Origin of the sequence: Marinobacter sp. UBA3607 (assembly GCF_002375525.1) — a bacterium.
Classification (GTDB): Bacteria; Pseudomonadota; Gammaproteobacteria; order Pseudomonadales; family Oleiphilaceae; genus Marinobacter; species Marinobacter vinifirmus.
Map to the genome: position 1 here is coordinate 106,430 of NZ_DFLY01000035.1, position 22,414 is coordinate 128,843.

At 56.3% G+C, this 22,414-nt stretch carries 17 protein-coding genes; 13 read left to right on the forward strand and 4 right to left on the reverse strand.

Features of this window, described 5'->3' with window-relative positions:
- Nucleotides 1-8 precede the first annotated feature (8 nt).
- From B2589_RS13975 to B2589_RS13990, 4 genes are all read left to right on the forward strand, one after another.
- Nucleotides 9-1,811 carry an acyl-CoA dehydrogenase gene (locus tag B2589_RS13975; RefSeq protein ID WP_278351230.1) on the forward strand — a complete coding sequence of 601 codons (1,803 nt, stop codon included), beginning with the start codon at nt 9-11 and terminating at the stop codon, nt 1,809-1,811.
- Between the two features lie 49 nt (nt 1,812-1,860).
- Nucleotides 1,861-2,967 carry a zinc-binding dehydrogenase gene (locus tag B2589_RS13980; protein WP_058342392.1) on the forward strand — a complete coding sequence of 369 codons (1,107 nt, stop codon included), beginning with the start codon at nt 1,861-1,863 and terminating at the stop codon, nt 2,965-2,967.
- Nucleotides 2,968-2,976: 9 nt separating this feature from the next.
- Entirely contained in the window at nt 2,977-4,392 is a 1,416-nt protein-coding gene (locus B2589_RS13985) for an aldehyde dehydrogenase family protein (RefSeq protein WP_286816998.1), read from the forward strand.
- 84 nt (nt 4,393-4,476) lie between these two features.
- Entirely contained in the window at nt 4,477-5,451 is a 975-nt protein-coding gene (locus B2589_RS13990) for an NAD(P)H-dependent flavin oxidoreductase (protein WP_278351232.1), read from the forward strand.
- Between the two features lie 43 nt (nt 5,452-5,494).
- Here the strand turns inward: B2589_RS13990 and B2589_RS13995 are convergent, their stop codons facing one another.
- Nucleotides 5,495-7,492, reverse strand: a complete 1,998-nt coding sequence (locus B2589_RS13995; protein WP_278351233.1) for a TRAP transporter permease — start codon at nt 7,490-7,492, stop codon at nt 5,495-5,497.
- 83 nt (nt 7,493-7,575) lie between these two features.
- Nucleotides 7,576-8,730, reverse strand: a complete 1,155-nt coding sequence (locus B2589_RS14000; RefSeq protein ID WP_058342396.1) for a TAXI family TRAP transporter solute-binding subunit — start codon at nt 8,728-8,730, stop codon at nt 7,576-7,578.
- A 287-nt stretch (nt 8,731-9,017) separates the two neighbouring features.
- Between B2589_RS14000 and B2589_RS14005 the strand changes: the two genes are divergently transcribed.
- From B2589_RS14005 to B2589_RS14040, 8 genes are all read left to right on the forward strand, one after another.
- Nucleotides 9,018-10,175 (forward strand): acyl-CoA dehydrogenase family protein, encoded by a 1,158-nt coding sequence (locus B2589_RS14005; RefSeq protein WP_199457891.1) that lies wholly within the window; start codon nt 9,018-9,020, stop codon nt 10,173-10,175.
- An 18-nt stretch (nt 10,176-10,193) separates the two neighbouring features.
- Nucleotides 10,194-11,417, forward strand: coding sequence for a CaiB/BaiF CoA transferase family protein (locus tag B2589_RS14010; protein WP_058342398.1), 1,224 nt, complete (start codon nt 10,194-10,196; stop codon nt 11,415-11,417).
- A gap of 85 nt (nt 11,418-11,502) precedes the next feature.
- Nucleotides 11,503-13,602: a 3-hydroxyacyl-CoA dehydrogenase NAD-binding domain-containing protein gene (locus B2589_RS14015; RefSeq protein WP_286816999.1), complete on the forward strand. Its 2,100-nt coding sequence runs from the start codon at nt 11,503-11,505 to the stop codon at nt 13,600-13,602.
- 33 nt (nt 13,603-13,635) lie between these two features.
- Nucleotides 13,636-14,415, forward strand: coding sequence for an IclR family transcriptional regulator domain-containing protein (locus B2589_RS14020; protein ID WP_199457894.1), 780 nt, complete (start codon nt 13,636-13,638; stop codon nt 14,413-14,415).
- A gap of 229 nt (nt 14,416-14,644) precedes the next feature.
- On the forward strand, nt 14,645-15,637 hold the full coding sequence (locus tag B2589_RS14025) for a Bug family tripartite tricarboxylate transporter substrate binding protein (RefSeq protein WP_199457918.1): 993 nt from the start codon (nt 14,645-14,647) through the stop codon (nt 15,635-15,637).
- A gap of 80 nt (nt 15,638-15,717) precedes the next feature.
- Nucleotides 15,718-16,248 (forward strand): tripartite tricarboxylate transporter TctB family protein, encoded by a 531-nt coding sequence (locus tag B2589_RS14030; RefSeq protein WP_232901772.1) that lies wholly within the window; start codon nt 15,718-15,720, stop codon nt 16,246-16,248.
- Between the two features lie 80 nt (nt 16,249-16,328).
- Nucleotides 16,329-17,798: a tripartite tricarboxylate transporter permease gene (locus B2589_RS14035; RefSeq protein ID WP_199457896.1), complete on the forward strand. Its 1,470-nt coding sequence runs from the start codon at nt 16,329-16,331 to the stop codon at nt 17,796-17,798.
- A 157-nt stretch (nt 17,799-17,955) separates the two neighbouring features.
- Nucleotides 17,956-19,287 carry a hypothetical protein gene (locus tag B2589_RS14040; protein ID WP_286817000.1) on the forward strand — a complete coding sequence of 444 codons (1,332 nt, stop codon included), beginning with the start codon at nt 17,956-17,958 and terminating at the stop codon, nt 19,285-19,287.
- 2 nt (nt 19,288-19,289) lie between these two features.
- On the opposite strand, the gene B2589_RS14045 is transcribed toward B2589_RS14040, so the two are convergent.
- Together B2589_RS14045 and B2589_RS14050 are read right to left on the reverse strand one after the other, a co-directional pair.
- Nucleotides 19,290-20,711 (reverse strand): NAD-dependent succinate-semialdehyde dehydrogenase, encoded by a 1,422-nt coding sequence (locus B2589_RS14045; RefSeq protein WP_286817001.1) that lies wholly within the window; start codon nt 20,709-20,711, stop codon nt 19,290-19,292.
- 25 nt (nt 20,712-20,736) lie between these two features.
- A complete protein-coding gene (locus tag B2589_RS14050) occupies nt 20,737-21,471 on the reverse strand; it encodes a TrmH family RNA methyltransferase (protein WP_286817002.1) in 735 nt (244 codons plus the stop codon).
- A 143-nt stretch (nt 21,472-21,614) separates the two neighbouring features.
- On the opposite strand from B2589_RS14050, the gene rlmE reads away from it, so the two are divergent.
- Nucleotides 21,615-22,238, forward strand: coding sequence for a 23S rRNA (uridine(2552)-2'-O)-methyltransferase RlmE (gene rlmE / locus B2589_RS14055; protein WP_094624538.1), 624 nt, complete (start codon nt 21,615-21,617; stop codon nt 22,236-22,238).
- The last annotated feature ends 176 nt before the right edge of the window (nt 22,239-22,414 follow it).

Sequence of the window (22,414 nt, forward strand, 5' to 3'; positions counted from 1 at the left end):
GCGCCGTCATGCAGCAGAAAATCGTCAGTACCCGGGACCTGGCTTTCCAGCTTTATGAACTTCATGAAGTAGAGAAGGTGCTCAGATTTGAGCGCTATCAGGACCATAGTCGTGAAACGCTGCAGGCGGCGCTGGACCTGGCGCTGAAAGTTGCCGCAGAGGAGTTCGCACCCCATGCTCGCTTGGTGGATGAAGAAGAGCCGACCTTCGAGAATGGCCGTGTGCACATGCGCCCGGAAGTTCACAAGGCGCTGGACGTACTGAAAAGTACTGGTCTGATGGCGGCCAGCCAGGACTACGAGCGCGGTGGCATGCAGTTGCCCAGTGCGGTTGCCCAGATGTGTGTGGGGATGCTCAAAGGAGCCAACGTAGGGACTCAGGGCTACGCCGGGCTGACTATTGCGGCAGCTAACCTGATTCTCGCCCATGGCTCCGACGAGCAGAAAAGCCGCTACGCCGAGCCGATGCTGGCGGGGCGTTTTTTCGGCACCATGTGCCTGACCGAGCCCCATGCAGGATCCTCTCTGGGAGATCTGCGCACTCGCGCGGAGCCGCAGGCGGATGGCAGTTATAGGTTATTTGGTAACAAGATCTACATCTCCGGTGGTGATCACGAGCTGAGCGAGAACATCATTCATATGGTACTCGCGCGTTTACCTGGGGCCCCGGCCGGCGTAAAAGGAATTTCCCTGTTTCTGGTGCCGAAGGTCCTGGTTAACGAAGATGGCTCTTTAGGCGAGCGCAATGATGTCGCCCTGGCTGGCCTGATTCACAAAATGGGATACCGTGGCACGACGTCTACCATGTTGAACTTTGGTGAGGCAGCGGGGGCGGTCGGGTATCTGGTTGGCGCGCCCCACGAGGGCCTGGCTGCCATGTTCCATATGATGAACGAAGCCCGGATTGGTGTTGGCCTGGGCTCGGTGATGCTGGGTTACACCGGCTATCTTCATGCGCTTGAGTATGCCCTCGAGCGGCAGCAAGGGCGTCCGGTTGGAGAGAAGGATCCGGAAAGCCCCCAGGTGCCTCTGATCCGCCATGCTGATATCCGGCGCATGCTGCTGGCCCAGAAGGCCTATGTGGAAGGTGGGCTGGCGCTCTGTCTGCAGGGTGCAGTATTGGTGGACGAGAAGAAGTTTGCGGAAACTGGCGAGCAGCGTGAGCTTGCCGCCGGGCTGCTCGACTTGCTCACGCCAGTGATCAAGTCCTGGCCTTCCCGTTATTGTCTCGAAGCTAACAGCCTGGCAATTCAGGTGCATGGTGGCTACGGCTACACCCGGGAATATCCGGTAGAACAGTTCTACCGGGATAACCGGCTTAACCCGATCCACGAGGGCACCCATGGTATTCAGGGCATCGACCTGCTTGGTCGCAAGGTTTCCATGGCCGATGGCCGGTATTACCGCGAACTGGTGCGCAGGATTGAAGCCACTATTGCCGAGGCCCGCAAGCAGGAACGGCTGGCTTCTAATGCCGGGCTGCTTGAGCGGTCCCTGTCAGCAATGGTTGAAGCTACCCGGGTGATCAATGAGGTAAAGGCCTCCGGTGACAAGGAAAAAGCACTGGCAAATGCCACTCTGTACCTGGACGCCTTCGGGCAGGTGGTTGTCGGCTGGCTCTGGGTGCGACAGGCCTTGAAAGCCCTTGTCGGACTAGGCGGGGCCGGTGAGCAGACGGAGGGCTTCTATCAGGGTAAGTTGCGCGCCTGCGATTATTTCTGCCGGTACGAATTGCCCGGAGTGGTTGCAACGGCTGAGTTGCTGCAATCGGTGGACTCAACGGCACTGGATATGTTTGACGAGGCTTTCTGACGGGCCTCGCCAACTCTGAATCAACACAAAAACAACAGGAGTCAGGGTAATGGACAGACAAGCAAAGGCGGTGGTCTGCCGGGAGTGGGGCAAGCCGGTACAGGTCGAACAGATTACGGTGGACGGACCAAAACGGGGCGAGATAACCATCAAGGTTGCCGCCTGCGGCGTGTGCCACAGCGACCTTTCAGCCACCACTGGAAAGATTCAGTATCCACCGCCATTGGTGCTGGGCCACGAGGCGGCCGGTGTGGTGGTTGAAGTTGGCGAGGGTGTGGAAGGCTTCAGTGAAGGCGACCACGTTGTTAGTTCGTTTATCTCAATGTGCGGCAAGTGCCGCCAGTGTGTGCGTGGCCATCCGGTTCTGTGTGAAAGCGCCCGCAAGGCGATGTTTACACTGCCCGATGGAACCGTTCGAACCCGCGACAGTCAGGGCGAGCCCTTGAATGTGTTCGGCGCCTGTGGCGTGATGGCGGAGTATGCAACCCTGCATGTGGATAACTGCGTGAAGGTTGCAGAGGATGTGCCACTACAGAACGCCGCATTGGTGGGCTGTGCCGTGATGACCGGTGTGGGTGCTGTATTTAATACTGCCGGGCTGGAGCCGGGTTCCAGGGCTGCGGTGTTCGGTATTGGCGGTGTTGGCCTGAACGCCGTTCAGGGCTGCGCAACCGCCGGTGCCGAAATGATTGTGGCGGTGGACAACAACCCGAAAAAGCTCGCCATGGCGCGGGAATTCGGTGCCACCCACACGATTGACCTCAATGAAGTGGACGATGCCGCCAAGGCCATCAGAAAACTGACCGGCGGCGTGGATTACGCCTTTGAGTGTGTTGGTGCCGGTGCCGTGGTTGAGCAAGCCTACAAGTCTCTCGGGCGCGGTGGTACCGCTGTCGTGGTAGGGGTCGCTGACCCGAAAGACAAAACCTCGATTACTACGCTCACCCTGCCGGCCGACGAGCGCACCCTGAAGGGCAGCTGGCTGGGTTCAGCCCGGCCGCAACACGATTTCCCGCGACTTCTGGGTTTGTACCGTGCGGGCAAACTTAAACTCGATGAGCTGATCACCCAGACTTACTCCATAGATGAAGCTGTTCAGGCCTTTGACGACATGATCTCGGGCAAGAACGCGCGTGGCGTGATTGTCTTCGACTGAGGGAAAAACATGAAGATTCTGAACAAGAACTACATTAATGGCAGCTGGGTTGACTGGAGCGGCGACATGGCGGATGTGCATGAAGCGGCCACCGGCGACGTGATTGCCCGGGTGCCCATGTCCGATCCGGGGCAGATGGAGCTTGCAATTGCCGCTGCGCATGCAGCATTTGAGGCCTGGTCTGAAAGTTCTGTAGAGCAAAGGGTGAACGTGCTTGGCCAGCTGCATGCTGGACTCAAGCAAAGGGCACCGGAAATTGCGGAAGCGGTCAGCCGGGAAGTGGGCATGCCACTGAAGCTTGCCACGGCAATCCAGGCTGGCCTGCCGGCAACTGTAACCAAGACCTATACCGATATGTTGCCGGAGTTTCCGTTCGTTGAGCAGTCTGGTAACTCGGAAGTGCAATATGCGCCGGTCGGAGTGGTGGGCTGTATTACGCCCTGGAACTACCCGCTGCATCAGATCATTCTGAAGGTAGTACCGGCGATTGCTGCCGGCTGCACCGTCGTGCTGAAGCCCTCTGAGATTGCGCCGCAGGCAGCTTTTATCCTCGCAGACATTCTGGATGAAACCGACCTGCCGGCGGGAGTGTTCAACATGGTATGCGGGGCCGGGCAAACCGTTGGTGAAACCCTGATCCGGCATCCGGATGTACGCATGGTGTCTTTTACCGGATCCACTCGTACCGGCCACACGATTGCCCACGCCGCTGCAGATGATTTCAAGCGAATTGCGCTGGAAATGGGCGGCAAATCGGCATCGGTTGTATTGCCGGATGCGGACCTGGAAGCCGCAGTAAAAGGCACAGTGAGCAACTGCCTGCTCAACTCCGGACAAACCTGCACCGCCCTGACCCGGCTGCTGGTGCCCGCCGATCGCCATGACGAGGCGTGCAAGCTGGCGGCTGCAGCCGCGGCCCGAATGACTCCGGGTAACCCGCTGGATGAAACTACCCGTTTGGGCCCCTTGGCCTCCTCGCAACAGCGGGACCGGGTGGTGGATTACATCCGGCTCGGTGTTGCCGAAGGCGCAACCCTGATGGCCGGCGGTCCGGATTCGCCGGACGGTCTGGACAAGGGATACTTTGTACAGGCAACCGTCTTTGGCAATGTAGATCCGAACAGCACAATCGCTCAGGAAGAAATATTCGGTCCCGTGCTGTGCGTGATTCCCTACAGCGATGAGGCCGAAGCCTTGCGTATTGCCAATGGCACAGCCTATGGGCTGTCCGGAGCAGTCTGGTCGGCAGATCAGGAAAGGGCGAAGGCCTTTGCTGCAAAGCTCCGGACCGGTCAGGTGTCCGTGAACGGTGGCGGCTTTAACCCGCTGGCTCCCTTTGGTGGCTTTGGCCATTCCGGTATCGGACGGGAGTTCGGCAAGTGGGGGCTTGAGGAGTTTCTGGAAGTTCGCTCGCTGCAGCTGTAATCGCAAGACAACGAAGGAGCCGCAGCAGCGGCTCCTTCACGTTTAAGGGCCGGAAATGTTTATCAACAACAAAAGAGTGATGCCGTGAAAACACGAATTACGGAATTATTTGGAATCGAGCACCCGATCGTACAGGGTGGCATGCACAACGTAGGCTTTGCCGAACTGGCATCGGCAGTCTCCAATGCCGGTGGTCTGGGCATGATTACCGCCCTGACCCAGCCTACGCCTGAACATCTCGCCAGTGAAATCGCCCGCTGCCAGCAGATGACGGATAAACCCTTCGGTGTAAACCTGACCTTCCTGCCGTCCTTCAACGCGCCGCCTTACCCCGAGTACATTGACGTTATCATCCGCAGTGGTGTCAAGGCGGTTGAAACCGCCGGCCGCAGCCCCGAGCAGTACATGGAGCAGTTGAAGGCTGCGGGTATCAAGGTTATCCACAAGTGCACATCTGTTCGCCACGCTTTGAAGGCCGAGCGAATCGGTTGTGATGCCGTCAGTGTGGACGGCTTTGAATGCGGCGGCCATCCCGGTGAGGATGATGTGCCAAACTTCATTCTGCTGCCCCGTGCAGCCGAAGAGCTGACGATACCTTTTATTGCATCTGGCGGGATGGCCGATGGTCGGAGCCTGGTAGCGGCTATGGCATTAGGTGCCGAAGGTATGAATATGGGCACCCGTTTTCTGGCCACCAAAGAGGCGCCGGTTCATGAGAACGTGAAGCAGGCAATTGTGGAAGCCAGTGAACTGCAGACCCGGCTGATCATGCGCAACCTGAAGAACACCGAGCGGGTGATGGATAACGCCGCCGTGCGGGAAATCATCCGGATTGAGAGTGAAAAGGGTGATCAGGAAACTATTGACGATATCCGTCACCTTGTCACAGGTGCAAAGGGTAAGCTGGTGTTGCAGGAAGGCAAGATGGATGAAGCTGCCTGGAGTTGTGGCATGGTTGTTGGGTTGATTAATGATATCCCTTCATGCGATGAGTTGGTCCGCAGAATCATGGAAGAGGCTGAAGGGATTGTGCGCCAGAGACTTTCCGGCTTTTTGTAATTGAATTGCCCGGAGGGTGTGTCACCCTCCGGGCAGGACCGTCTCAGGCCAGGGCCTTTTCCCTTCTTTCGTATTTCTTGTGCGTCAGTGCGGCGGCGATGACCGCAGGAATGATCAACGCAGCACTAATAAGAGACAATTCCAGATTGGTCAGCGGAACCGGTCCGCCACCGGGGATGGCAAGGATCATGCCACCGGCAATGAGTCCCAGCCGGATTGGCCATTGCAACAGCTTGCTTGCTGCCAGAGAGCCTACCCCGATCAGCCAGCCTTGCATGGCCGATGCTATCAACGTTACCCCAATCAGTGCTTGTACAATCACCAGGAGAATCTCGCTCCAGGTACCCTGAAAGATCAGCGCTGGATTAAGCACAAACAGGAATGGGATAAAGTAGATCACGCTGCCCAGCCGCATGGCTTCCACACCGGTTTTCATTGCGTTGGAGCCGGCAACCGTTGCAGCGGCAAAGGCGCCCAGGGCAACCGGTGGGGTGATGAAGCTGAGCATGCCCCAGTAAAGGATGAACAGGTGAACGGCCAGGGGATCCATTCCGCCGCCGTTTATCAGGGCCGGTGCCAGCGCAACCGCCAGGAAAATATAGGCAGCTGTAACCGTCATGCCGATACCGAGCACAAAGCTGGTCAGCGCTCCCATCAACAGCAGTACCAGGGTGTTGCCACCGGCAAGGTAGATAAGGTCATTGGCAATAGTGCCTGACAGCCCGGTAACCGACAGTGCACCTACCAGCAAGCCAACACCGGTGAGGATCGCGATCAGCTCTGCAAACAGCTTCCCTGACTCTGCGAAGAAGTCCTTCACGTCTTGCCACTTCCAGCGCTGGTAGGGCAGTACCTGGTTGATCACCAGCAAGAGAACCGTTGCAAAGAATGGTGCCGTGGCCTCTCGTCGCAGGAAGAACAGCATCCAGATCAGCAGGGCAAACACGAAGATGAAGTACCAGCCTTCCTTTAATGTCTGCCTGAGTGACGGCAATTCGCTGGCCGGCAGGCCCTGAAGTTTGTTGCGCGCAGCATAGGCATCAATCTGGATAAACAGGCCGAGGAAATACAGTGCGGAGGGCACGACTGCCGCCAGTGCAATGGTGCCGTAGGGAATGTTCAGGAACGCGGCCATGATGAACGCGGTGGCACCCATAACCGGTGGCATCAGAACGCCGCCTGTAGAAGCGCAGGCTTCTACGCCGGCTGCGTAGGAACGGCTGAAGCCGACTCGGCGCATTGCCGGAATTGACATCACTCCGGTTGTCATCACATTAGTGATTACGCTGCCGCTCATGGATCCCATGAGGCCGCTGGAGAAAACCGCAACCTTTGCCGGTCCGCCCCGAACATGGCCCAGCAATGCGAAGGCCAGGTTGATAAAGAAACGACCGCCGCCGGTTTTCTGCAGGGCGACGCCAAACAGAAGGAAGCCGATCACGATGTTGGCAAAGGCTTGTAAGGGCACGCCCATGATGCCTTCTCGACTCATGGCCATGTAGATCGCGGTCTGGTCGGGGGCAGATGGAAAGCCCTGGATGGGGCCCGGCAGCTTGTCTGCAAATATCGGGTACAGGCTGGCGACACCGACAATCATGGCAATCGGCAGGCCGCCGGCCCGACGAATGGCTTCGATGACGGTAACCCAGAACAGGAAGCTGAACACTACGGCGTATTGTGGTGCCGCGTATTCCCAGCCGTAATCCAGAATAGTTTCCGCGTTGTAGACAAAGAACCCGCAGATAACCGAGGCGGCAAGGAACAGGATGATGTCGTACCAGGGAACCTTGTTCCGGGAAGCGTGGCGTGACATTGGCCAAAGCAGAAAAACCAGCGGTAGCATAAGTGCCACCACCACATAGAAAAACTGGCTTTCCACTTTGGTAACAATATTGATCAGCTGCAAATTGAACAGGTAGTCAATCGTCAGCAGTGTCAGGACAAGGGTTGCAACCCTGGGGACCCATGGCCATCCGCCGGAAAGCCGCCGGATGCCGCTGACGTTTTCTTTCGATGGTTCAGTGTTGTGTGTTTCAGACATGCAGTAAGACTCCTGAAAGAACTCCGGTGTAACAGACCCCTTGTCTTTACACCGGAATCAGGTTTCAACAAGGACAGCAGGTTTTACCGGAATACCGGATTCATGCCAGCCGCTTGAAGTGCTTCTGCCCGCGCCGTCATCCAGCCCTTTTTGAAGGCTTCCTTGTCGGCAGGCGGGTTGGCCTTGGTGTAGCTCTCCCAGGTGTCCAGGAGGATATTCTGGCGCTGTACCAGCATGTCCTGGTGCTGTTGCATGTCTTCCGTCCAGTGGCCGATTTCCTTGTAGTAGTCGACGACCACATCATGCAGCGGGATGACCCAGTTGAGATTCTGGTTCTCCAGCGCATAGCCTGCATTGCCCGGTGCGGAGTCCTTGTACTTGTCGTAATCCTCGGTGAAGACACGAATCAGCCCGTCCACCAGTTTTTTATCGGCATCGGCGTTGGCGATGATGATGGGGTAGGGGTAGCTGGAACCAATCCACGGCTCATCCTTGCTGATGCCGGCGCCGGAAGTAACCCGGTGCGGTTGGAAATAGGGAGCCACGGAGCGCAGTCGCTCCCAGCCCTCGGTGTCCTCAGGATCAAGCTCCAGCCAGGATATACCGCGCGGGCTGGCGGAAAGCTGTTGTGGGCCGCCGGCGACAGAAACGGTAAATGCGGTATCGCTTTGATTGGCAACAATGCCTTCAAAGGCCCTGCCGTATCCCGGGAAGTCTACCCGCTCCACGTCATCCCAGGTGAGGTCGCCAAAGGCCAGCATGGCTTCGGTGCCGAGGTTCAGGGCATCGTCACCACGAATGTAGGAAATGCGTTTGCCCTTGAGGTCATAGGGGGTTTCTACGCCGATATCGCCGGCTACAGCAATGCTCAGGCCAAAACTGGCAATGGAGGTGGTAATAACCCGAACCGGCTGCGGCCCCCAGTTGTCCTCGGAGAACATCAGTACGCCTTCGGCGGCGTAATAAGCGGCAATGCCACAGGAACAAACAGGTACGCGCCCGGTTCTGAGTGGTGTCATCCGGGAAACGTCGTTCTCGCCGGGCAGGATCCGCAGGGATACGCCGTACTCATTACGTAGCAGGTTGCCGATAGAAACCATCTGGCTATAGCCGGCCGAACTGGTGCCATAGGCGGTCATCCCGATGGTTTGTGGCAGATCAACATTTCCTGCAGCCCAGGCAGTGGTTGCACTGCATGCAAGAAGTGCGGATACGATCTTGGTTTTTGTTTTGTTCATAAAGTCATCCTCTTTTATGTTTATTATTTCGCTGTGCAAAATATAATTCTGCAGTAAATTCTAGTGTAGGCCGCTGCTTGTCGGCGTGTCAATTCAGACTATGGGCTGGTTTGTTCGCTGTGTACTGGTGCCCGGTCTACAGCCAGGTGGTCGACATTCGGCTTGATTGCGGGCAAAGAATGTGTGACATTTGTCCTCACGAATCGAAAATCGAACGCCATGACCGATTATCGAACAAAGTTGTTCGAGGCTGGCGTTCCGCTACCTGAAATTCAGTGGAGGCCGGCATGGCACTTGATAAAGATACTTTGAATCAGTTTGTGGATAGCGTCAGGCGGTATGTCCGTGAGCGCTTGGTTCCCCTGGAAATGCAGGTTGCAGAGGAGGACCGGATTCCGGAAGAAGTTATCGACGAAATGAAAGATATGGGGCTGTTCGGCCTGTCTATCCCCGAGGAATTCGGTGGCCTCGGGCTGACCATGTCTGAAGAGGTCGCGGTGGTTCAGGAAATGGGTTACACCTCGCCGGTTTTCCGCTCCATGTTTGGTACCAACGTGGGAATCGGTTCGCAAGGCATCATTATTGACGGAACTCCGGAACAGAAAGCCCACTACCTGCCGAAGATGGCCAGCGGCGAACTGATCGGCTCGTTTGCCCTGACCGAGCCGGATGCCGGTTCCGATGCGGGCTCCGTTTCCACCATGGCGCGCCGCGACGGTGACGAATACGTGATCAACGGCACCAAGCGCTACATTACCAATGCGCCCCGTGCGGGAGTCTTTACGGTCATGGCGCGTACCGGAACCAAAGAGGAAGGTGGTCGTGGCGTTTCAGCCTTTCTGGTTGATGCCGACCTGCCGGGCATTACTCTCGGTAAGCCCGACAAGAAAATGGGGCAGAAAGGTTCTCACACCTGCGATGTGATTTTTGACAACGTGCGTGTGCCTGCGACTGCGCTGATCGGTGGTAAAGAAGGCCAGGGTTTCAAGACAGCCATGAAGGTGCTGGACCGGGGCCGTCTGCACATCAGCGCGTTGAGCGTCGGCACCGCAAAACGTTTGATTGAGGAAAGCGTTAATTATTCCAGCCAGCGCAAACAGTTTGGAACCGAGATTGCCAATTTCCAGCTGGTTCAGGCGATGCTCGCAGACAGCCAGATGGAATACTATGCCGGCAAATGCATGGTGGAAGAAGCCGCAAGATCCTATGATGCGGGTGAGCCGGTGTCGATGAATGCCTCTTGCTGCAAGCTGTTCTGTACGGAAATGGTCGGACGCGTTGCAGACCGCGCGGTGCAGGTTCATGGCGGTGCAGGTTACATTGGTGAGTACTGTGTCGAGCGCTTCTACCGCGATGTTCGTCTGTTCAGGCTGTATGAGGGAACTTCCCAGATCCAGCAGCTGGTCATTGCCAAGCACCTCATTCGTAACGCGCAGAACGCTTGATACATCGGGGAGATTGAGATGTCAGGTCCATTATCAGGCATTCGTGTACTGGATTTGTCCCGTGTTATGGCGGGGCCCTGGAGCACCCAGATCATGGCGGATCTGGGGGCCGAGGTTATCAAGGTTGAGCGCCCGAAGCTCGGTGACGACACTCGCCATTGGGGCCCCCCCTGGCTGAAAGACAAAGACGGCAATCCGACAAAGCAGTCTGCCTACTTTTTGTCTGCAAACCGGGGTAAGCACTCGGTTACGATTGATCTTGGCAGCGAAGAGGGGCAACAGCTGGTCCGTGAACTGGCGGCGGACTGCGATATTCTGGTTGAGAACTTCAAAACGGGCGGGCTCGCCAAGAAAGGCCTGGGCTATGACGATCTGGCCAAGGTGAATCCGGGGTTGATCTATTGTTCAATCACCGGCTTCGGCCAGACCGGCCCAATGGCCAGTTACCCCGGCTATGACTACCTGGTGCAGGCGCAGGCCGGGTTGATGAGTATCACCGGCGTTGCCGACGGCAACCCGGGTGCCGGCCCTCAGCGAGTTGGCATGGCGGTAGCTGACCTGACCACCGGGATGAACGCAACGATTGCCATCCTGTCGGCACTCCATCATCGCTCGAAGACGGGTGAAGGCCAGTACATTGATATGGCTCTGCTTGACGTGCAGGTTAGCTGGCTGGCAAACCAGGCCCTCAACTATTTCTGCAGTGGTGATGTGCCAACCCGGACCGGTGAATACCACCCGAACCTAACGCCTTATCAGCCATTCCCTACCAGTGATGGGCAGATAATTATCGCCGTGGGTAACGACGGCCAGTTCAGGCGTTTGTGTGATGTTCTGGGGTGTCCGGAACTGTCTGAAGATCCGCGCTTTGAGACCAACCCCCAGCGGGTTGCTCATCGGCCGGAACTTGTCGGTAAAATCTGCGAACGCACCCGCACCGGAACCAGTCGTGACTGGATGGAAAAACTGGTTGCTGTGGGCGTGCCCTGCGGCCCGATTCAGGATATTGCAGCGGTATTCGAAGACCCTCAGGTTCAGGCGCGCAATATGAAGATCGAGCTGGAACATCCGGCTATTGGCCCGGTTCCGGGGATTGCAAACCCGATCAAGTTCTCCAAAACCAGGCAGGCCTACCAGAAGGCGCCTCCGCTGCTTGGAGAAGACACTGCTGCGGTGTTGAACAGGGTGCTAGGGAAGTCAGACGATGATATCAAGGCGTTGCGCGACAAAGGCGTAATCTAGCCGGTATTGAGGTGTTCTGTAGAGCCGAACCGCGTTCCCGATAGTGCGGGATCGGCTCTTTTTTTATCAGAAGAGGAAATTCCGTATGTTGGTTACTTATGAGCTGGTTGGTGACTTCGGCGTTATTACCATCAATAACCCACCGGTAAATGCCCTGTCGCAAAAAGTGCGTGAGGGCGTGATGAGCGCCATTACAAACGCTCAGACGGACAACTCAAAGGCCATTGTCCTGATCTGTGAGGGCCGAACCTTTGTGGCCGGAGCGGATATCAAGGAGTTTGGAAAACCGCCTATGGCTCCCTCCCTGCCGGAAGTGAACGAAGCCATTGAGTCTTCCGCAAAGCCTGTTATTGCCGCCTTACACGGCACGGCTCTGGGTGGCGGCTTTGAGCTGGCGCTCAGCTGTCACTATCGTTGCGCGCTGAATACGGCGGCTGTGGGCCTGCCGGAAGTTAATCTGGGTATCTTGCCTGGAGCCGGTGGCACACAGCGTTTGCCCAGACTGGTCGGCGTGGAAACGGCCCTGGATGTTATTACCTCTGGTAAGCGAGTGGCTGCGCCGAAAGCTCTGGAGCTGGGCATGATTGACCGTGTGGTTGAGGAGCCCCTGCAGGATTCGGCCCTGGCATATGCTCAATCCCTTCTGGAAGAGGGCGCGCCGCTGCGCCGGGTCAGAGACCTGGAGGTGCCTGCTGCCGAAAGCGATGCAGATGTCTTCGAAGTATGGCGCAAGAACATGGCCAAGCGCCGGCGTGGGCAGGTTGCTCCGCAGAAGATTGTTGATTGTGTGGAAGCGGCGGTCTCGAAACCCTTTGAGGACGGTCTGCAGTTCGAAAGGGCGAGTTTTGTTGAGTGTGTCGGCTCTGACCAGGCGGCCGCCATGCGACATATGTTCTTTGCCGAGCGCAAGGCCGCAGTTGTTGAAGACCTTAACGAAAATGCAAAGGCGAAACCCATCAACCGTGTTGGCATTATCGGTGCCGGCACCATGGGTGGTGGCATCGCAATGACCTTTGCCAATGCCGGAATCCCGGTAACGCTGTTGGAGCTTAACCAGGAGGCGCTGGATCGTGGCCTTGCGATGATCAGCAAGAACTACGGCATCACGGTCAGTAAGGGCAAGATGTCGCAGGAGGCGGCGGATAAACGTCAGGCCCTGATTACTGGCAGCACGAGCTATGACAGCCTGGCCGATGTCGATCTGGTTATCGAAGCCGTGTTTGAAAGCATGGATGTGAAACGGCAGGTTTTCGGTGAGCTTGACCGCGTGTGTAAGCCCGGGGCCATTCTTGCCTCAAATACCTCTTACCTTGATGTGAACGAAATCGCTGCCTGTACTTCGCGCCCGCAGGACGTGGTCGGGCTGCACTTTTTCAGCCCGGCGAATGTGATGCGCCTGCTGGAGGTGGTTCGCGCCGACGCCACATCTGAGGATGTGATTGCGACCTCTATGGCGCTGGGCAAGAAAATTGGTAAGGTGCCGGTTCTGGCTCGGGTGTGTTACGGCTTCATCGGCAACCGGATGCTGCGCCCCTATGCGCGGGAAGCCCAGCTGTCGATGATTGAGGGGGCGTCACCTGAGCAGATTGACGGTGTTCTCACGCGCTTTGGTATGGCCATGGGGCCACTTGCGGTTGGTGACCTTGCCGGCCTGGATATCGGCTATAAGGCCCGTCAGGCCCTGACTCCTCAGCAAAAAGGCGACCCCCGCAGCTATTGCATTGCTGATGCGCTTGTCGAGATGGGACGTTTGGGGCAGAAATCCGGAGCGGGATACTACCGCTACGACCCAGAGACCCGGGCCAGGTCTTCGGATCCAGAGGTTCTGGAAGTAATTGAAGCGCAGGCCAGGGCCCACGGCGTGCAGCGCCGGACCATGACTGATCAGGAAATTCTTGACCGGCACCTGATGGCACTGATTAACGAGGGTTTCCACATTCTCGGTGAAGGAATAGCGCAACGGCCCAGTGACATTGATGTAGTTTATGTGAATGGCTACGGCTTCCCGGTATTCCGCGGTGGCCCCATGTTCACGGCAAGCCAGATGGGGCTCAGGGAAGTGTACGACTGCATCTGTGCGCTGCGTGACAAAACCGGGGCGGATTACTGGCAGCCAGCTCCTTTGCTGGAACAACTGGCTCTTGAAGGGAAAACACTGGATAGTTGGAGCGCCAATAAGGGGTGATGTTGTTTTACCTCAGCTTTACGGAACGTTTTCATGACTGATCAAAACAAGGATATGTCAGGAGCTGACAAGGAGTTTCTGACGACTTTTGCGCGCGGGCTGGAAGTTATCCGATCCTTTGATACGGAAAACCCGTCCATGACGTTGTCTGCGGTTGCCGAGAAAAACGGGTTGTCCAGAGCGGCAGCCCGGCGTTTTTTGTTGACTCTGCAGAAACTGGGTTATGTGTCTCTGGAGGACAAAAAGTTCAGGTTGACGGCCAAGGTGCTGGAGCTTGGATATGCCTACCTTGCGTCATTGGACTTCTCGGAAACCATAACCCCCCACCTGGAAAAGGTTGCGTACGAGTTGGGTGAATCCTGCTCTGCGCTCGTTCTGGATGGGGCAGACATCGTCTATGTGGCTCGTATTCCGCGCAGGGGCCTGATTCCGATCAATCTGCAGATTGGTGCGAGGTTGCCGGCCTATGCCACTTCCGGTGGTCGCGTTCTGATGGCGTATTTGCAGAAGCCAGAACTGGAGGCGGTGTTCGAAAAGTCTCGTTTTGAGAAGCATACACCGAATACCAAGGGGCCGGACGAACTGAGAGTGGAGCTTGAAAGGGTTCGAGAGCAAGGGTACGCGATCGTAGACCAGGAGCTGGAGTTGGGTATGCGTGCTGTGGCAGTCCCTGTAATTGACCGGAGGGGGCAGGTGCGGTTTGCGCTTAACTCCAGCAGCCATGTCAGTTCTGTCACCCTGGAGCGAATCGTTGATGAGTATGTGCCGATAATGAAGGCGGCTGCTCGTAACATAGCGGCCGTGTTGCCCTGAAGTTGTTCATGCCCGGAGCCGGTGTACTTGATACCGGCCTCGGCGTTTTCCTTTCCCCTGTCTTTTTTGCCTCTTTGCATCAGCCCGTCTATTAGTCGTATTACCCTCAATTGATCAGATTTTGTTCGTAAAAGTACTTGCACGAACAAGCGTATTATGTGAAATTGGCGTTCGACAATACGAACATATGTTCGATAATCGAACCAAAGATAAGCAGGACAATGACAAGATGATTAGTACATCAACTAGACTGTTCAAATCCGCGGTTGTTGCAGCCGTTGCATCTGTCACTATTGCCATGACTGGAGTTGCGCATGGCAAAGAGTGGCCGAGTGATAACATTCGCCTGGTCGTACCGTATTCGGCTGGCGGCACTACAGATCTGCTCTCCCGTAAGGTGGCAGACCTGCTTCAGAAAGAACTCACCACCGTTGTTGTCGAGAATCGTCCAGGTGCGGGCTCCACTGTTGCAACAGCACAGCTGGCACGTGGCGGCCGTGGCTCTGATCATATGCTGGTGATGGCATCCCCGGGGCACACCATCGGCGCGTCGATTTATCCCAACCTTCGCTATGACCCGGTTGAGGATTTCGTGTTCATTCGTAATGTCATCGACATCCCGAACGTGATGGTTGTGCCGGCAAGCAGTCCCTATAACTCTGTTGCAGAGTTCGTTGCTGCGGCACGTGAAGGGCAGTTGTCGTTCAGTTCCCCAGGCATCGGCAGCTCGATCCATATGTCTGGTGAGCTGTTCAAGAACCTGACCCAGGCTAACCTGATTCACGTCCCTTTCCGGGGTTCAGGCGAAGCACTGCCGGCGCTGTTGGCAGGGGATGTAGACGTGGCCTTTGAAAATATGCCGACGGTTTACCCCCATATCCAATCCGGAAAGCTCAAGGCCCTGGCGGTAACCACTGCTGAGCGTTCAGAATTCCTGCCGGAGGTACCTACGCTGCAGGAAGTTGGTTCTGAATTTGGTCTTGGCGATTACGTGACTTCGGCCTGGTTTGGCCTGATTGCTCACAAATCGCTCCCCGAGGAAGCGCAGGCGAAGCTTGAGGCTGCGCTCGAGAAAATTGTTGAAAGCGAAAACTTTAAAAGCTTCTTGCCGCAGTTTGGTGCGGTAGCAGGTAAAGAGGTTGGTGACGAGTTTCGTGCCTTCGTTGCTGACGAGCTTGAAAAGTGGGCAGACGTTGCTGAGAAGGCAAACCTGAAACGCTGATCAATCTTGCGCTGGGCGGGACCGGTTTGACAGGCCGGCCCGCCTTTTCTTTATCAACGAATACTGTCGAGAGTTTTATCATGGCTATCTCCGAGAACCAGAGTGCCGATACGCCGGCAACTCATTACGGCCGACTCAATCCGAATACAATCGTGGGTGCGGTATTCTTTATTCTGGCCTTGGTTTTTCTTTATTACATCATCCCCAGCTACATTTCAGCGCCTCCGTTCATGCAGCACCCGCTGCTGTCGCCGCGATTCTTGCCGCAGGTTGCCGGCTGGTCAGTGCTGGTTCTGTCTCTTGTGCTGATGGTCTCCGGCCTTCGAGTTCCGCCCGAGCGAGAGCCTGGAGATGAGCTTCGCCGAGGCGTGTCTTTTGTACGTCAGGCCTTGATGGTAGCGGCAGGTGTTGTCTACGCGTTTTTCTTTGAGCAGTTGGGTGCCATCGGCAGTGGTGTGCTTGCCTGCGTGTTGCTGTTTTTGGCCAGTGGCCTGCGTAATCCGCTGATCTATCTGCTCGCGATCGCCTTTCCGGTGCTTGTGACCATGTTGTTCATTTACCTGCTGAATGTGCCCCTGCCTGTTGGGGAGCTGTGGGAAGCCTGGTTCTGAAGCCAGCAAAAACTCGTTAAGTATGCGCAGGCTCCGGTCAGTTGGGGCGGGCGTTGGTCCAAAAGCTTTGGGTGCCAGAGATGGAAAATTTTTCAGAAGTTATGTCGCTCTTTCTGAGCGTTGATAATTTTATAGCGATAGCTGTCGGCGTTCTGATTGGCGTTGTGGTGGGTGCCATCCCCGGGTTGACGGCAACTATGGCGGTTGCGCTCGCCCTGCCGTTTACCTTCTCCATGGAGCCGGTGACCGCGATCCTTCTGTTGGTCGGTATTTATAAGGGCGGAATGTATGGTGGTTCGATTACTGCGATATTGATTCGTACCCCGGGTTCTCCGGCCTCGGCCTGTACCTTGCTTGATGGCTACCCGATGGCTCAGCAAGGCAAGGCTAAGAAGGCGCTGAAAACGGCGTTGTATTCATCGGTGGTTGCCGATGTGATTTCCAACGTGGCGTTGATTTTCTTTGCCGCCTACCTGGCGAAGATTGCGCTGAATTTCGGGCCACCGGAGTATTTCTGGCTGATCTGCTTCTCCCTGACCATTATTGTTTCGGTTTCAGGCAATTCTGTTGTCAAAGGGCTCATTGCAGCGTTTCTGGGTATTATCGTCTCCACCATCGGGCTGGATGCGGTATACGGCACGCAGCGCCTGACTTTTGATAACTACAACCTGATGGACCGGGTGTCGTTCATACCGCTGCTCATCGGGTTGTTTGCAATACCGGAAGTTATCGATTTTTACACGTCCAAGGTTGCTCCACACATACGTACCGCGGTTACGGGTGCGTCTCTGACCTGGAAAGAGTTTAAAGCGTCTCTGAAGACCATTATCCGGGGCAGCATTATTGGTGTAATCATTGGTGCTATCCCGGGAACGGGAGCCACGTCTGCCGCGTTTATCTCATACAGCGAAGCCAAGCGGACATCCCCCAGAAAGGATAACTTCGGCAAAGGTGAGGTTGAGGGTGTTGCGGCAGCCGAGGCCGGTAACAACGGCGTTGCCGGTGCTACCCTGATTCCGTTGCTGTCGCTGGGGATTCCCGGGGACGTTATTACCGCCATTATTCTCGGCGCCTTCATGATTCACGGGCTGACTCCGGGGCCGGTGCTGTTCCAGGAAAACCTGACGCTGGTTTATGCCCTGTTCTGTGGGATTCTGGTGAGCTCTGTGGTTCTGCTGGTAGTGGGTAATGCGGCTATCAAATATTTTTCCCTGATTGCTGATATCCCTAAAACCATTTTGCTGCCGATCGTTTTGATGTTCTGTATTTACGGCGCCTATGCTGTCAACAACAGTACCTTTGATATCGGCTTGATGCTGGCATTTGGCATTCTTGGCTTTGTGTTCAATCGCACTGGTATTGCTGCCGCTCCGTTTCTCATCGGTTTTATTCTGGGTCCCATGTTCGAGGACAACCTGCGCCGGACCATCCTGATCAGTAAGGGTGACCCGTCGGTGTTCTTCCGTGGTCCGATTACCTGGGTATTTGTTCTTCTGACCGTTGCCTCGCTGGCGTTCGCAATTCGTCGGTACTGGGTAAGCCGTAGCTGATGGATGTGCCTCTGTGTTTCAGCCGGGGGATGGGCTGAAGCGCCGGGGTTTAGTGTTGACCCTCCTTTATACCGCCAGACTTTGAACAGGAGTCTCGGCGGTCTTTTTTTGCAGGCAATGTTTTTAACAACAATATGAACGTGCGGGTGATACGAGGATGACAGCGTTTCTGCGACCAGACGGGTTGGCCAGCTACCGGACGGTTCTGACTTATCTGGCACTTCTGGCCGGTGTATTCACTTTTCTGCCAGGCTTCAGTTATCTGACAACCGCGCTGGCGTGCCTGGCTATTGTGCTTGGCTGGGCCAATCTGAGAATGGTCGCTCGGGTGATTTTCAGCCTGATCCTGATTCTTGGGGGGCTCGCGCTTGCGATAGAGCCGGTCGCACTCGAGCGGGCATCCGGCAACATGGCGAGGATCGGTGCACTAATCATCACCGTGATGCTGTTGTCTGCCGTTCTGGCCCAGTCGAATGATATAAAAATCATTTCCAGAAGTTTGTTTAGCGGCCGGCCTGCCCATCGCTACCTGGGCGTGACCACTGGCACCGCCGTTTTGTCGGTGCCGCTGAATTTTGGCGCCGTGGGCGTTATTGCCACCATGATTGGTGTTCAGATCAGGGAAAGGGGCGACAGTGGGCTGGCAAGAAATGCCGCCAGAGCGGTGGTGCGCGGATTTGGGGCATCGCCCATGGCATCGCCTCTGTCTATTGCGATTGTCATGGTGGTGACGTTTCTGCCCGGGCTTTCCAGCTGGAAGCTGATTGCAGCCTCCCTGCCGTTTGCTGCTTTGTATCTTGTCGCCGGCGCTGTGTTCCGGGAGCAGGAGGCCCCGGAGAGTAAGGTTGTGGTAGGCGCTGTTGAGGGAGCGGGGCCAGCCTGGGTCCGATTCCTGAGTACTATCGCGCTGATATGTCTTGGTGCATTTGCCCTCACCAGTCTAGCCGGTCTGATTTATTCCCAGGCGGTGACGCTCAGTTGCCTGACCGCAGTCGTTCTGGGGTTGCTGTACCGCCGTATTCAGGACGGCAAGCTTTTCATACCGTCGCTGGCGATGATGAACAATGAGTTGGCGATTATGGGGGGCTCGTCTTTTCTGGGGGGTGTGATTGGCACCTTCGCCCTGAACTGGATGGGTTCAGACTTCTCGCTGCCGGTGTGGGCTTATCCACTGGTAGCCATGTTGGTGCCCTGGCTGTTCTTTGCCGGCGGTGCCGTCGGTGTTAATCCGATCATTTCCGGTACTTTGTCAGGCAGCATTCTCGGCCCGATATGGCCCGATTACGGGTTACTGGCGCTCGGGTTCGGCATTGTAACTGGCTGGGGGATTACCATTGCCGGCACGCCGTTTTCGGCTAACGCGTTACTATTGGAGCGTTGTACCGGTTACGACACCCGGGTTGCTGCCTATGGCTGGAGTTTCAGGTATTCAATGATATCTTTGGCAGCCTCCAGCCTGATTTGTGGCGTCCTTGCCCTGCCTTTTTAGGCTCAGATCGCAAACCCGCCAAGTTTGGTTTCCAGATATTCCTCAATGCCTTCCTTGGCGCCTTCACGGCCAAGGCCACTGTTCTTCATGCCGCCAAATGGCGCGGCGGCGCTGGTGGGATTGATATCGTTAATGCCGATAATGCCGAAGTCCAGCGCCTCAAATGCCCGCATGGCGGTGGCCAGGTTGTTGCTATAGATATAAGCCGCCAGGCCATAGTCTGTGTCGTTGGCCATGGCAATAACGTCGTCTTCCGAGCGATAGGTAATCACGGGTGCAACCGGTCCGAAGGTTTCTTCCCGATAAATCTTCATATCCGCTTTTACGCCGGACAACACGGTGGGTGCGTAGAAGTGGCCACCCGATAACCCGTTATCGGTCAGGCGGTGACCGCCGGTTTCAGCTTTGGCACCTCGGGCAAGGGCGTCCTGAACCTGGTCGTCCACTTTCTGAATGGCCGCTTCGTTAATCAGCGGGCCAATGCCAACGCCGTCACTCATACCGTTACCCGCAACAAGTCGGCTGGCGCGGTTGCTCAGTTCCTTGATAAAGGGTTTGGCATGGTCTTCATGCACGAATATCCGGTTTGGGCTGATGCAGGCCTGGCCGGTATTGAGGAACTTGACCAGAGACAGGCCCTTGGCCGCATGCACCGGGTCTGCATCGGGGAATACGATGGCCGGGGCATGGCCGCCGAGCTCCATTGAGACTCGTTTCATGTTGGCGGCCGCTAATCCATTTAGCATTTTTCCAACGGGAGTAGAGCCGGTGAATGTGAGCTTTCGGACGCGCGGGTCTGTACAGAAGGCTTCGCCAACCCGGGCGGGGTTCTCAATCGTAATCAGATTTGTTACCCCCGGTGGAAAGCCGGCTTCCTCAAAGATTTCTATCATGGCGGCGGCACACAAAGGTGTGCTTTCGGCGGGTTTGAGAACGACGGTGCAGCCGGCGGCCAGAGCAGGAGCAAGCTTGCGGGTAATCATCGAAATAGGGTAATTCCAGGGCGTAATTGCGCCAACAACGCCCACTGGGGATTTCTGCACCAGGAAACGCTGATTCTCGCGGGCCGAGGGAATGATCTGTCCGTACATGCGCTTGGCTTCTTCTGCAAACCACAGCAGGAAGTCTGCGCCGTATTGTACTTCGTTCAGGGAAGCTTTCAGGGGTTTGCCCTGTTCGCGGGTCATCAACTCTGCCAGTGAGCGCTTCTGGCGGATCATTAGCTCCCAGGCCCGGTAAAGTAGCTGCGAGCGTTCATAGGCCGTTGTTTTTCGCCACGCCCGGAATGCCTGGTCGGCGGAGGCGATGGCCGCTTCGATATCCTGGTCGGTGCAGTCTGGCACCCGTCCAATGGTCTCGCCGGTTGCCGGGTTGGTAACGATGAAATCCGGTCGGTCTTTAATCCAACTTCCATTGATGTACATGAGCGGTAGCTCCAGAGAGTTCTGTCTAAGGCAATGTCCGATTCAACTCATAAACCACCATATTCACCGCCGAAGCAAGATTCAGAGACTCCACCGCAGCCGCGCCGGGGATGGTGAAGCGCCCGGCGCCCAGACTGGTCAGAGCCTCTTCCGGTACACCCCGGGCTTCGTTGCCAAAAAGATAGCAGTCGTGGCTCTGGAAGCCTGGGCTGGTGATTGGCTCTCCGCCAATGTCCAGGCAGGCAATGCGGGGGTAACGGCTGGGGAGTGTGTCCAGGTTTACATCGGTTTCCAGCGGAACATGGAAGATGGCGCCCATGCTGGCGCGCACAACTTTCGGGTTATAGGGATCGACGCTGCCGGGGCTGAGCAGGCAGCGCATGCCGCCAAACCAGGCCAGGGTGCGCAGGATCGTGCCCAGGTTTCCAGGATCCTGAACCTCATGTAGATAGACCGCTTTCCCGCCGGCTGTTGATGTGCCTGCCTTATCAGTGGGAAGCGGCGCCACGGCAAGAATACCTTGCGGAGTTTTGGTGTCGGCCAGTTGAGCCATCTGGCGGTCGCTGATGATGGTTTTTGGCCAGGGGCTGGGCCAATGTTCATAGGTGCTGGTGACAAACAGCTTGGCCTGCTGCCAGTGCGGGTTTCCGGCGGCGGCTTTTTCCAGCTCCAGTACCAGGTGCTCCCCTTCCACCAGGAAGTAGCCCAGTGACTGGCGATACTTTTTCTGGTGCAGTTTCTTGATGTCATCCAGTTTCACGGCCGGGTTCCTGCATTGGGTAGCGGTTGCAACGGTGGCGTCATTGTACTGTTGCCCCGTTGTGTTGTCAGGCTCGGGGCTTTTGCGGTAGTGAGGGTGGCCGCGTACAATGCAGTCTTTCCCGCAGTAGACAGAAGACACCCATGGCCCGTTCCAAAAGCAGTAACCGCTGGCTCGAAGAGCACGTCAACGATCCCTTTGTGAAGCAGGCGCAGGTAGATGGCTATCGATCCCGTGCCAGTTACAAGCTCCTGGAGATTAACGACAAAGACCGGCTGATCCAGCCTAATATGCTGGTGGTGGACCTGGGCTCCGCTCCGGGCGGCTGGTCTCAGGTTGCAGCGAAGCTGGTAGGTCACAAGGGGCGAGTCGTGGCCTCGGACATACTGCCCATGGATGCCATTGCGGGTGTTGAATTTATCCAGGGTGATTTCACTGAGCAGGACGTGTTTGACCAGATCATGGCCGTACTCGACGGCACCCGTGCCGATGTGGTCATCTCCGATATGGCACCCAATATCAGCGGCGTGAATGCAGCAGACCAGGCCGCGTCCATGTATCTGGTAGAGCTGGCGCTGGATATGGCGTGCCAGGTGCTCAAACCTAAAGGCAGCTTTGTGGCCAAGGTGTTTCACGGCGAAGGCTATGACGAATATGTGAAGGCCGTGCGTGCCGTATTCGATAAAGTAGTCGTGCGCAAACCGGATTCTTCCAGGGCCCGGTCCCGGGAAGTGTACCTGGTGGCGAAGGGGTTTCGGGGTAAATGAGGTTGCGTCATTTCGAATTTTGCACATTTCGTGCAAAGGTTGAGCAGTTCTGGTTGTCCTGATAGCGGGAAACCGAAATAAAGAAAAATAATTTGGGAATCGGCGTTGACAGTCTCGGAGAAGAATGTAGAATTCGCCTCCTCGTTGAGCAACACAGCTCAAACGCTCTTTAACAA